Source organism: Pseudomonas fontis (genome assembly GCF_028656955.1).
GTDB classification, from domain to species: domain Bacteria; phylum Pseudomonadota; class Gammaproteobacteria; order Pseudomonadales; family Pseudomonadaceae; genus Aquipseudomonas; species Aquipseudomonas fontis.
The window spans coordinates 52,937-65,226 of record NZ_JAMDGY010000030.1 but is presented as its reverse complement, the minus strand read 5'-3'; the positions used below and the strand labels follow the sequence as shown (position 1 = coordinate 65,226).

Below are 12,290 nucleotides of genomic sequence, written 5' to 3'. Positions count from 1 at the left end.
CAGCCTTGCCGGCGATGAGGCCAGTGCAATCGCCGGCAAGGCCGGCTCCCACAGTGATCTCGGCGCGCTCACCAGCATCCCCGCCCGATAAATCCCGCAAATGAACCCCGCTTGTCTGCGACATGACGCCCTTTCATATGCCAGACAAAAGCCGATGGGGTAGAATGCCCCCCTATTTCAGCACGATCCTTGAGGACCGCCATGTTCAGCCGTGATTTGACCATTGCCAAGTACGACGCCGATCTCTTTGCCGCCATGGAGCAAGAAGCCCAGCGCCAGGAAGAGCACATCGAGCTGATTGCTTCGGAAAACTACACCAGCCCGGCCGTCATGGAAGCCCAAGGCTCGGTTCTGACCAACAAGTACGCCGAAGGCTACCCAGGCAAGCGTTACTACGGCGGCTGCGAATTCGTCGACGTGGTTGAGCAACTGGCCATCGACCGCGCCAAAGAGCTGTTCGGTGCCGACTACGCCAACGTCCAGCCACACGCCGGCTCCCAAGCCAACGCTGCGGTCTACCTGGCCCTGCTGCAAGGCGGCGACACCATCCTGGGCATGAGCCTGGCCCACGGCGGTCACCTGACCCACGGCGCCAGCGTCAGCTCCTCGGGCAAGCTGTACAACGCCGTTCAATACGGTATCGATGCCAACGGCCTGATCGACTACGACGAAGTCGAGCGCCTGGCGGTCGAGCACAAGCCAAAAATGATCGTTGCCGGTTTCTCGGCTTACTCGCAGATCCTCGACTTCCCGCGCTTCCGCGAAATCGCTGACAAGGTCGGTGCCTACCTGTTCGTCGACATGGCTCACGTTGCCGGTCTGGTCGCTGCAGGCGTGTACCCGAACCCGGTGCCGTTCGCCGACGTCGTCACCACCACCACGCACAAGACCCTGCGCGGTCCACGTGGCGGCCTGATCCTGGCCCGCGCCAACGCCGAGATCGAGAAGAAGCTGAACTCCGCCGTCTTCCCGGGTGCCCAGGGTGGCCCGCTGGAGCACGTTATCGCGGCCAAGGCGATCTGCTTCAAGGAAGCGCTGCAGCCTGAGTTCAAGACTTACCAGCAACAGGTCGTGAAGAACGCCCAGGCCATGGCCAGCGTGTTCATCGAGCGTGGTTTCGACGTGGTTTCCGGCGGTACCGAGAACCACCTGTTCCTGCTGTCGCTGATCAAGCAGGACATCTCCGGTAAAGATGCCGACGCCGCCCTGGGCGCCGCCTTCATCACCGTGAACAAGAACTCCGTACCGAACGACCCACGTTCCCCGTTCGTCACCTCCGGCCTGCGTTTCGGCACCCCGGCTGTGACCACCCGTGGCTTCAAGGAAGCAGAGTGCCAGGAACTGGCAGGCTGGATCTGCGACATCCTGGCCGACCTGAACAACCAGGCGGTAATCGACGCCGTGCGTGAGAAGGTCAAAGCCATCTGCAAGAAGCTGCCGGTCTACGGCAACTGATTGTCAGTTGAGTGATGTGAAAAAGCCCGGCTCATGAGCCGGGCTTTTTTATGCCTGCCCTGCTCGAAGTGATGACCTTGTAGCCGCTGCCGTCAGGCTGCGCTGGAGTCCGCAAGGGCTCCCAACAGCTGCGCCTGCGTTGCAGGCGAGCGCAGCCTGACGGCAGCGGCTACAAGGGTCGTGCTCAAGGCGCCGGCTGCGACAGCGCCGCAAACCCCGCACGGATCTTCGCCTCTGGCAGCTCATCAGCAATGAACACCATCACGCTTTCGCGCGCCTCGCCCTCGGCCCACTCGGTGTCCCAGTCGAAGCCATACAGCTTCAACACCCCCTGGAACACCAGCCGCCGCGATTCGCCGGCAATGCTCAGCACGCCCTTGTAGCGCAGCAACTGCTTGCCATGGGCCTCCAGCAATTCGTTCATGAACTCACTGAGCCGATCAATATCCAGCGGCACTTCAGTGCGCAGCACCAAGCTGGCAATCCGGTCCGCCGTGGTGGCCTTGCTTAGCGGACGCAGGCTGAAGCCACCTCCCAGGTCGGCATTGAGGTTGAACCCGCGCACATCCAGCAGCTCTGCCAGATCGATACGGCCGTGGTCCACCACCCGTATCGGCGCTCGGCGGTTGATCCGCGTCAGCCGCTCACTGAGAGCCTGGAAACTCGCCGTATCGACCAGGTCGGTCTTGCTCACCAGCAGGCGGTCGGCAAAGCCGACCTGCGCCTGGGCAATCGCCTGGGTCAGGTGCACATCGGCATGCGCGGCATCCACCAGGGTGATGATGCCGTCCAGAATGTAGCGGTCACGCAACTCCTCCTCGATAAAGAAGGTCTGCGCCACCGGTGCCGGGTCCGCCAGCCCGGTGCACTCGATCACCAGGCGGTCGAAGGCGATCTCGCCACTGTCGCGCCGCTCCAGCAACAGGAACAGCGCCTTGGTCAGGTCAGTGTGGATGCTGCAGCAAACGCAGCCATTGGCCAGCGTCATCACCTGCACCGGCTCGTCACCCAGCAACTGGCTGTCGATACCGGCATCGCTGAATTCGTTTTCGATCACCGCGATCTTCAGGCCGTGCTCGGCCTTGAGGATATGGCGCAGCAAGGTGGTCTTGCCTGCACCGAGAAAGCCACTGAGCACAGTGACGGGAATGGGGCTGAGATGGGTCATGGGACTCCCGAAATGAAACGCGCCACGACTAGCGTGGCGCGTGGGTACTACTGCGGACTCAGCAACAACGGGGGCTGCCCTTGCCGCCACCGTAACGGGCCTCCTGGCGCTCCCGGAAGAACGCCTCGTAGCTCATCACCGGCTTGTCCGGGTGCTTGGTCTGCATATGCTCGACGTAATTGTCGTAGTCGGGCATGCCGACCATCAGGCGGGCTGCCTGCCCCAGGTACTTACCCAGTCGACCGAGATCGTTGAACATGACTGCATTCCTCTTGGTTTACGCGTCCGGCAGTGCCTGGAACGGAGTTTCCTTGTCGGTGCGCTCGGTCTTGCTCAGCGCGCGATAACCAACCTTCACGGCAAAGAACAGGATGCTGAACACCACGAACAGGAACAGCGCGGTCAACGTCGCGTTGGTGTACGCGTTGAAGATCACATGCTGCATCTGGCTGAAGTCCTTGGCCGGGGCCAACACCTGGCCGGCTTCCAGCGCCGCGCGGTACTTGTCGGCCAGGGCCAGGAAGCCAACGGCCGGGTTAGGGTCGAACAGCTTGATGAAGCCCGCGGTGGTGGTGCAGATCAGCAGCCATACCGCTGGCAGCAAGGTGACCCAGATGTACTGCTGGCGCTTCATCTTGATCAGCACCACGGTGCCGAGCATCAGCGCAATACCGGCAAGCATCTGGTTGGAGATGCCGAACAGCGGCCACAAGGTGTTGATGCCACCCAACGGGTCGATCACGCCTTGATACAGCAGGTAACCCCACATCGCCACACAACCGGCAGTCGCGATCAGGTTGGCCGGCCACGATTCGGTGCGTTTCAGCGCAGGCACGAAGGAGCCGAGCAGGTCTTGCAGCATGAAACGCCCGGCACGGGTACCGGCGTCCACCGCAGTGAGGATGAACAACGCCTCGAACAGGATCGCGAAGTGGTACCAGAAGGCCATGGTGTTTTCACCTGGCAACACCTGGTGCAGGATCTGCGCGATACCGACCGCCAGGGTCGGCGCACCGCCGGCGCGGGCCAGGATGGTGTGCTCGCCGATATCCCGGGCGACCGCTTCCAGCTGGTCTGGGGTAATGGCAAAGCCCCAGCTGCTGACAGTTTGCGCCACCGTGACAACGTCGGTGCCGACCACCGCAGGTGGGCTGTTCATGGCGAAGTACACGCCAGGCTCGATCACCGACGCGGCAACCATGGCCATGATGGCGACGAACGACTCCATCAGCATGCCGCCGTAGCCGATGTAGCGGGCGTTGACTTCATTGTCGAGCAGCTTGGGCGTGGTGCCCGAGGAGATCAACGCATGGAAGCCCGACACCGCGCCACAGGCGATGGTGATGAACAGGAACGGGAACAGGGTGCCCTTCCAGACCGGGCCGGTACCGTCGGTGAACTGGGTCAGGGCCGGCATTTTCAGCTCGGGCGCCAACACCAGGATGCCGATGGCCAGGGCCACGATGGTACCGATCTTGAGGAAGGTGGAGAGGTAGTCACGCGGTGCCAGCACCAGCCAGACCGGCAGTACCGCCGCAACGAAGCCATAACCGACGAGCATCCAGGTGATCTGGATACCGGTGAAGGTGAACGCCTTGCCCCAGACCGGGTCCGCTGCCACCTGGCCCCCCAGCCAGATCGACAGCAGCAGCAGGACCACGCCGATCAGCGAGATCTCGCCAATGCGCCCCGGACGGATGTAGCGCATGTAGACGCCCATGAACATCGCGATCGGGATGGTCGCCATGACCGTGAAGATGCCCCACGGGCTCTCGGCCAGGGCCTTGACCACGATCAGCGCCAGCACCGCGAGGATGATGATCATGATCAGGAAGCAGCCAAACAGGGCAATCGTGCCCGGGATCCGGCCCATTTCTTCACGGACCATGTCGCCCAGGGAGCGGCCGTTGCGACGAGTGGACAGGAACAGGACCATGAAGTCCTGCACCGCACCCGCCAGCACCACGCCGGCAATCAGCCAGAGCGTGCCCGGCAAATAGCCCATCTGCGCCGCGAGCACAGGGCCGACCAGCGGGCCGGCGCCGGCAATGGCGGCAAAGTGGTGACCGAAGAGGATGTGCTTGTTGGTCGGAACGTAGTCCAGACCGTCATTGTTGAGTACCGCCGGGGTGGCCCGACGTGGATCAAGTTGCATCACCTTGGTGGCGATGAACAGACTGTAGTAACGGTAGGCGACCAGATACAGCGCCACCGAGGCAACTACAATCCACAAGGCGTTGATGGCCTCGCCCCGGCGCAGGGCGACCACACCCAGCGCACAGGCTCCCAGGACTGCCAGCACCAGCCACGGAATGTGGCGTAGCAGGCTATTATTGTTGTTCATGGTTTGCTTCCAGCTAGTGGATAAGAAGGACCGCCCATCGAGTCTAGGGCGAGTCATCGCGCATTGCCATACTTGCTTTGGTCTAGAGCCTCCCGTGGGGAAACCCATGGTCTGTTATGCACCCGAGCGGGGTGCCTTGCAAGTGCTGGTCTATAGTTCAGACGAACCTCGGAGAAACTGCCCATGATCGACCATCATGAACGTCGGTGTTTCAGGCGCATTGCCTTCAAGGCACGCACGGAACTGGTGCAGGGCGAGCAGCTCTGGACGGTAAAACTGCTCGATCTGTCGCTCAAGGGGCTGTTGATCGAATGCCCCAAGCCGTGGGACGCCGACCCTACTGCCGTGTTCAATGCCCGCGTCCACCTGGATGACCACACCGTGATCAAGATGGAGGTCGAGTTGCGCCACGAAGAGCCGGGCCACCAGGTCGGGTTTGCCTGCCTCTATATCGACATCGACTCCATCACCCACCTGCGCCGGCTGATCGAGCTGAACCTGGGCGATGACGACGAACTGCACCGCGAGCTGCGCCAACTCATCGAAATTTGAAAGCCTTTAGCCTGCTATCCAAACCCGCTCAACCCGCCTGATCATCCCCTCCCCCTTTTCTTCCCACGCTACCCCGAGGCTCTCGCAGAGCCCCGTGGCAGCGCGCGTATACGTTTTGGAACAGAAACTGCATCCGCCGTCCGATGCAACCAACGGGTAGGACTGTTCCTACGCAAATCTAAAAATTGTATACAATTGTTCTGGCAATCATGTGTAGGACTTGTCTACAGTAGCGCCACAACAATAAAACAGAGAGCCGTTCCATGAATACGTCCTCCCCTAGCACGTCTTCAGCTCCACGTCCCGAAGACGAGAACCTGGGCCTAGGCGCCAACCTGGCTTATGGTCTGCAACACGTCCTGACGATGTACGGCGGTATCGTTGCCGTCCCCCTGATCTTGGGGCAGGCCGCAGGCCTTGGCCCGGGCGATATCGGCCTGTTGATTGCCGCATCGCTGTTTGCCGGTGGCCTGGCCACGTTGCTGCAGACCCTGGGCCTGCCCTGGTTCGGTTGCCAGCTGCCGCTGGTGCAAGGCGTATCGTTCGCCGGTGTCGCGACCATGGGTGCGATCCTCAGCAGCGAAGGTGGCGGTGGCTTGCCCGGTGTCCTCGGGGCGGTCATGGCGGCATCGTTGATCGGCTTTCTGATTACCCCGGTGTTCTCGCGCATCACCAAGTTCTTCCCGCCCCTGGTGACCGGCATCGTCATCACCACCATCGGCCTGACCCTGATGCCGGTTGCGGCACGCTGGGTGATGGGTGGCAACAGCAAGGCGCCGGACTTCGGCAGCATGGCCACCATCGGCCTGGCCGGGTTGACCTTCCTGATCGTGCTGGTACTGAGCAAGCTGGGCAGCGCGACCATCTCGCGCCTGTCGATCCTGCTGGCGATGGTGATCGGTACCCTGATCGCCTGGTCGCTGGGCATGGCCGACTTCAGCAAGGTGCTCGAAGGCCCGCTGGTAGCGATGCCGACGCCATTCCACTTCGGCATGCCGACCTTCCACGTCGCCGCGATCCTGTCGATGTGCATCGTGATCATGGTGACCCTGGTCGAGACCTCGGCGGACATCCTCGCGGTCGGTGAGATCATCGACACCAAGGTTGACTCCAAGCGCTTGGGCAATGGCCTGCGTGCGGACATGGCCTCGAGCATCCTGGCGCCGATCTTCGGCTCCTTCACCCAGAGCGCGTTTGCCCAGAACGTCGGCCTGGTTGCCGTGACTGGCGTCAAGAGCCGCTATGTGGTGGCAACCGGCGGGGTGATCCTGGTGGTGCTCGGCTTGCTGCCGATCATGGGCCGGGTGATTGCAGCGGTGCCGACCTCGGTACTTGGCGGCGCCGGTATCGTGCTGTTCGGTACGGTGGCGGCCAGCGGCATTCGGACCTTGTCCAAGGTGGAATACCGCAACAACATGAACCTGATCATCGTTGCCGCCTCGCTGGGCTTCGGCATGATCCCGATTGCTGCACCGAACTTCTACGACCACTTCCCGAGCTGGTTCGAGACCATCTTCCACTCGGGCATCAGCTCGGCGGCGATCATGGCGATCCTGCTGAACCTGGCCTTCAACCACTTCACTGCCGGCAACTCGGACCAGCAGTCGGTGTTCGTGGCGGCCTCCGAGCGCACCTTGAACTACCACGACATCTCGTCGCTGCGTGACGGCGACTACTTCGAGGACGGCAAGCTGTTCGATGCCGAGGGCAAGGAAGTGCCGGTGGTGGAGTCGCAGGAGCAGGGTGGTACTGCGCCTCGACGAAACGCAGTCGCGGAGCATTGACCGCGACTGAGTAGACAGAAGGGCCGGCGCGCATCGCCGGCCCTTTTTTATTGGCCGGTGGCGGTGCTCAGGGCGTACAGCGGATAAAAATGCGGGCGCTTCAGATAGCCTTTGTCAGGCGCCAGGTAACTTGGCGACCGCTGTCTGTGGGCAAGGTTATTCCCCGGCTAAAGGTTTGTGGCCCTACAGCCCAGTCGTCACACGTCCAAACGCCTGTGCAGGGGCACTCTTCTCCCGATTTGGCGGTCATTCCCGGGGCGCCAATTGGGCGGCCTTGGGGGAAGTGGTCAGCTACATGCTTGGCGCGAGCATAGTCCACCAAGTCTTTTGGGTAGTAAGGGAGATCGCGATAAACAGTATCGTCAATGTTCCACAGGACGGTCACCATAGCCGCTTCAAATGCCCAGTAGCCGAAGAAGCCTGCGTCGGGTCGTTTATCACGTTCATGCCAATAGCAGCCTTTCATATTACGATACCAGTGCTTCAAATATCGGCCCATCAGTTGATGCTGTTCGTCTCCCGACGTAGCCAGCGCCGCCTGGAGTTCCGCATAGGGCTTCAAGTGAATAAGCTCTTCGCCTGGTAGGTTGACACCAACTCTAACGAATAACTGGCGAATCAATGAGTCCTGGCCATCGTCAGGATCGAGACTTATATAGTCGGCAATTTGCTCGACCCGTATGGGCATATCGAAAAGGACAGCAAGAGAAAGTAGCCACATTACGTACTGATATGCATCTGGCTCCCATAGCTTTAGAGAGAATTCAGGAAAATCGGTTTTGTGGCGGTGAAACTCATGGAATGCGGTTTCTGCGTATGCGCTCAACGACTCGAAGTCTTCACCTCCGGAGTACCTTTGAATTAAGTGCTCCAGAGACTTGTATGACCACGACCAGCTAATACTTTCTTCATGGGCGCGTGAGCGTGGTGTCTCTGCAAGAATATCGCTTAGACTTATATTTATATAGTTTTTTATCTTTGAGGCAAGGGAGCTATTGTAGTTTTCTTCCGACAGCAGAGGTTCTCTTTTTATAGTTTCAAACTTATTCACAGCGTGCTCCTGCAGGAAACTGTACTCGCGTGCTCATCAAGGGTACCAATACTTGCCATAGGCCAATTTTCATCCGCCACTAACAACCAATACTCGTGTCCGTCACGATATATGGTGGTGGCTTACTATTCTTGTACACCCCATCAACCCCTTGCCCTATTGGGATATTCTCCAGGCTATGTGGCGACCTTGAGTGGGAACCGGTTAAATTACCTTTGTCAGCCGCCATGTAACTTGGCGACCGCTGTCTGTGGGCAAGGTTATTCCCCGGCTAAAGGTTTGTGGCCCTACAGCCCAGTCGTCACACGTCCAAACACCTGTGCAGGGGCACTCTTCTCCCGACTTGGCGGTCATTCCCGGAGCGCCAATTAGGCGGCCTTGGGGGAAATGGTCAGCTACATGCTTGGCGCGGGCATAGTCCACCAAGTCTTTTGGGTAGTAAGGGAGATCGCGATAAACAGTATCGTCAATGTCCCATAGGATGGTCACCATAGCCGCTTCAAATGCCCAGTAGCCGAAGAAGCCTGAATCAAGGACCTTGTCCCGCCCATGCCAATAACAATTTTTCATATTGGGGTACCAATGCCTAAGGTAGCGAGACATAAGCTGTTGCTGCTCGTCTCCAGAACTATTCAGTGCAGCCTGAAGCTCATTGAATGGCTTTTTGATAGTGCGCTCACCTATAGGTAGTTCAACACCAACTCGAGAAAAAATAGCGCACAGCAGCGAATCCAAGCCATCACCTGGAGAAACATTAATAAAGTTGGCTATCTGAGGCGCACGCTCATTCATGTCAAGCAGAACAGCCAAGGAAATTAACCATAATATATATTGGTAGGCGTCTGGCTCCCAAGGTGACAAGGAGAATTCAGGGTGCTCTAGTTTGTGGCGCACAAATTGGTCAAATGCATGATTTGCGCAAGCCAATAAATCTGCAACAGGGTCGCCGCCAGAGTATCGAAGCATTAAAAGCTCAAAAGACTCAAACGCCCAATCCCAGCTAAGCCCTTTCTCGTGTGAGTAGGTACGCTCACGAGACGAGAGTATGTGCGCTAAGTCTTGATTTATATAGTGCTCCTGCTTGAACTGTAAAGAGTCCAGATAATCAGACTCCACTAAAAGTGGTTCCCGCTTTGTTTTGTCAAAATCAGTCATTGGAGTACCTGTTCATATAATTTCCTTTGCGCCTTCATCGGCCTTTATAACTTTAGTTACACTTCCACCCTCATCGATAGTTATCACCCAGCGCTCGTATCCCTCTATTCGAACCTTATAGGCTGTATTTTTATCGTGAATGCCTCGTAATCTAGGTCGGATCCACCCATCACTCATTTGCCTGGAAGCCGGGTACCCCGCACTCCCCTTCGTCGTCGGCAAACTCCCCGCCGAAACTACCCCCCGGTCCGGTACTTGGTCTCCGTCACGATATACGGCGGTGGCGGCTTGGCATTCTTTCCAGACTACGTGGCGGCTTCGAATGCGCGCCGGTTAAATTACCTTTGTCAGTCGCCATGTAACTTGGCGACCGCTGTCTGTAGGCAAGGTTATTCCCCGGCTAAAGGTTTGTGGGCCTACAGCCCAGTCGTCACATATCCAAACACCTGTGCAGGGGCACTCTTCTCCCGACTTGGCGGTCATTCCCGGGGTGCCAATTAGGCGGCCTCGGGGGAAATGGTCAGCAACATGCTTGGCGCGAGCATAGTCCACCAAGTCTTTTGGGTAGTAAGGGAGATCGCGATAAACAGTATCGTCAATGTCCCATAGGACGGTTACCATTCCTGCTTCAAATGCCCAGTAGCCGAAGAAGCCTGCGGCGGGTCGTTTATCACGCCCATACCAGTAGCACTTTTTCATGTTTTGGTACCAATGTTTAAGGTAGCGGGCCATCAACTGCTGCTGTTCATCTCCACAGGCATTGAGTGCCGATTGGAGCTCCGCGTAGGGTTTAACGTGGATGAGGTTATCTCCCGGAAAGGAGACACCAACCCGGGAATATAATTGTCGGAGCAAAGAATCCTGACCGTCCTCAAGGGTTGAGCCTACATAGGTTGCTATCATTTTTGCACGTTCGGGCAGGTCAAAAAGAACAGACAGGGAGAGCAACCAAAGTGTGTACTGGTAAGCGTCAGGCTCCCAAGGCAGAAGGTAAAAGTCTGGGAAGTTTTTTTTATGCCGTTCGAATTCATCAAAGGTGCGATTGGCCGCAGCTAGCAAGTTTTCTAGTGGTTCTCCGCCAGAATACAACTGAATCAACAGCTCAAGATTTCCAAATGCCCAGTCAAAGCTCAAGCCTCTTTCATGCTCAGCCGTGCGTTGCTGTTCTGCACGCACAGCATCAAATGTCACGTTTACATAGTTGTCTTGCTTTATTTTAACTGAACTATGGTAAGCAGCTTCTGCAAGCAAAGGTTCTCGCTTGGAACTGTTGAAGTCTCTCATTTTAGTGCTCTCGCTTCTTGAGGAATTACATTGGCATACCCATCAAGCTTTGTGGTGCTCGCGATGCTACCGCTTTCGTCTACCACAATTAACCAACGCTCATATCCGTCTTTACGAACTTTGATCGCCAATTCTTCATCTAAGACATCTGGCAACCTGGGCCGAATCCAGTCATCGCTCATCTGTTTCGCTGCAGAATAACCCGCACTCCCTTTCGTCGTCGGCAAACTCCCCGCCGAAAACTGCCCCCCGGTCCGGTACTTGGTCTCCGTCACGATATACGGCGGTGGCGGCTTGCCATTTTTGTACACCCCATCGATCCCCCGCCCTATCGGGATGTCCTCCAGGTTGCGTGGCGGCCTTGAGTGCGGCACCAGGTTCTCGTGCCCTTTGCTGCGCATGTAGTTGTCGCTGACGATTTCCCCGTAGATACCCTTCCCTTTGCTGCCCAGCGTCGTCGGGTTGATCGTATGGATGTTGGCCCCCGTAATCGGCTCCGCTCCCAGCCGTTGCGGTTGCGGCGGCCCATGTCCCCCAGCCGGGCGCTCGAGAAACAGCGGAGGCATACCGATGCCCGAGCTCACCTTCCCGCCCTCCATGCTCATGACCACCGGCTTCTCGGTCCGCACACCGGCCATGGCGTAGTGCGGCGGCATCTCCAGCACCTGCTCCAACGCCCGCGCCAAACGCCCATCAAGCTGCTGCAATGCGTGCGGGATCTGCGTAAACGCATGCCGCTGCACGGCGTAGAAGCGCTGCTCCATGACCCTCAGGCGGTTGAGCACTTCCTTCGAGCGCTCAAGCTGGCTGACCCACGGCGTGCCGCTGATCGAATGGCTCAGGCGCTGAATGGCCGCGATGGCATTGCCAAGAAAATCATCGAGCGTGCTGATCAGCTGCGGTGCGTACTCGCCAAACTTCACCTGCCGCAACAGGGCCAGAATGTCGGCACGGGTGAAGCGCCCCAGGAAGTTGATCAAGGTACTGAGCGCCACCGCGCTTTCACGCATCAGCAACAGCCCCAACGCCCGCAGAATTGCCGAAGCCTGCGTGCCCGCAAGCGCTCCCACGGCGGCCCCGGCTGCCAACCCCGCCGAGCCGATGGCGACGCCGATCACCGGGGCAATCAGGGTGAACAGGCAGACCGTGAGCAACGCCCATTCCTGCCACTCGGGATGCTGTTCACCCCTCCCGACGGAGGCATCCGTGTAGCGGCGCCCGAGGCGCAAACTTACCGCCGCCAGATCGCGTGCGCTGAGCAGGATCACCACCCCCGGCACGAACGCCACCAGCATGTCGGCGATGACCACGCTCAGCGGCCGCTCTTCAACGAACTCGCCATAGATCAGGTCGCGCAGCCAGCGCCCGCCGCCCTTCAACGTGTCGAGCATCTTGTCCAGCCAGGGCAGGCTCATGGGCGCCCACCACTGCACGGCAAATTTTGAATGTGCGATCTCATCAACTATCCCTGTCAGCAAGAGCACAGATAGTTAACGG

Annotated in this window: 10 protein-coding genes; 3 read left to right on the top strand and 7 right to left on the bottom strand. The window is 58.6% G+C overall.

Going from position 1 to position 12,290, the window contains the following annotated elements:
• Positions 1-201: 201 nt before the first annotated feature.
• Complete coding sequence (gene glyA / locus M5G11_RS13485; protein WP_273912535.1) at positions 202-1,455, top strand: serine hydroxymethyltransferase; 1,254 nt, start codon at positions 202-204, stop codon at positions 1,453-1,455.
• Between the two features lie 184 nt (positions 1,456-1,639).
• On the opposite strand, the gene yjiA is transcribed toward glyA, so the two are convergent.
• From yjiA to M5G11_RS13470, 3 genes are read right to left on the bottom strand one after another with little or no spacing between them, the layout of a single operon-like run.
• Positions 1,640-2,623, bottom strand: a complete 984-nt coding sequence (gene yjiA, locus M5G11_RS13480; protein WP_273912534.1) for a GTPase — start codon at positions 2,621-2,623, stop codon at positions 1,640-1,642.
• 58 nt (positions 2,624-2,681) lie between these two features.
• On the bottom strand, positions 2,682-2,882 hold the full coding sequence (locus M5G11_RS13475) for a YbdD/YjiX family protein (RefSeq protein ID WP_273912533.1): 201 nt from the start codon (positions 2,880-2,882) through the stop codon (positions 2,682-2,684).
• Positions 2,883-2,900: 18 nt separating this feature from the next.
• Positions 2,901-4,967, bottom strand: a complete 2,067-nt coding sequence (locus M5G11_RS13470; RefSeq protein WP_273912532.1) for a carbon starvation CstA family protein — start codon at positions 4,965-4,967, stop codon at positions 2,901-2,903.
• 183 nt (positions 4,968-5,150) lie between these two features.
• Between M5G11_RS13470 and M5G11_RS13465 the strand changes: the two genes are divergently transcribed.
• Entirely contained in the window at positions 5,151-5,519 is a 369-nt protein-coding gene (locus tag M5G11_RS13465) for a PilZ domain-containing protein (RefSeq protein ID WP_273912531.1), read from the top strand.
• 263 nt (positions 5,520-5,782) lie between these two features.
• Positions 5,783-7,303, top strand: a complete 1,521-nt coding sequence (locus tag M5G11_RS13460) for a nucleobase:cation symporter-2 family protein (protein ID WP_273912529.1) — start codon at positions 5,783-5,785, stop codon at positions 7,301-7,303.
• Between the two features lie 100 nt (positions 7,304-7,403).
• Here the strand turns inward: M5G11_RS13460 and M5G11_RS13455 are convergent, their stop codons facing one another.
• From M5G11_RS13455 to M5G11_RS13440, 4 genes are all read right to left on the bottom strand, one after another.
• The gene (locus M5G11_RS13455; protein ID WP_273912528.1) at positions 7,404-8,354 is read right to left on the bottom strand and encodes a PoNi-like cognate immunity protein; all 951 of its coding nucleotides are present in this window, start codon (positions 8,352-8,354) and stop codon (positions 7,404-7,406) included.
• A 204-nt stretch (positions 8,355-8,558) separates the two neighbouring features.
• Complete coding sequence (locus M5G11_RS13450; RefSeq protein WP_273912527.1) at positions 8,559-9,509, bottom strand: PoNe immunity protein domain-containing protein; 951 nt, start codon at positions 9,507-9,509, stop codon at positions 8,559-8,561.
• Positions 9,510-9,842: 333 nt separating this feature from the next.
• Complete coding sequence (locus tag M5G11_RS13445) at positions 9,843-10,793, bottom strand: PoNi-like cognate immunity protein (RefSeq protein WP_273912526.1); 951 nt, start codon at positions 10,791-10,793, stop codon at positions 9,843-9,845.
• Positions 10,790-12,208 carry a hypothetical protein gene (locus M5G11_RS13440; RefSeq protein ID WP_273912525.1) on the bottom strand — a complete coding sequence of 473 codons (1,419 nt, stop codon included), beginning with the start codon at positions 12,206-12,208 and terminating at the stop codon, positions 10,790-10,792. The genes M5G11_RS13445 and M5G11_RS13440 overlap by 4 nt, the downstream gene beginning before the upstream one ends.
• Between the last annotated feature and the right edge of the window lie 82 nt (positions 12,209-12,290).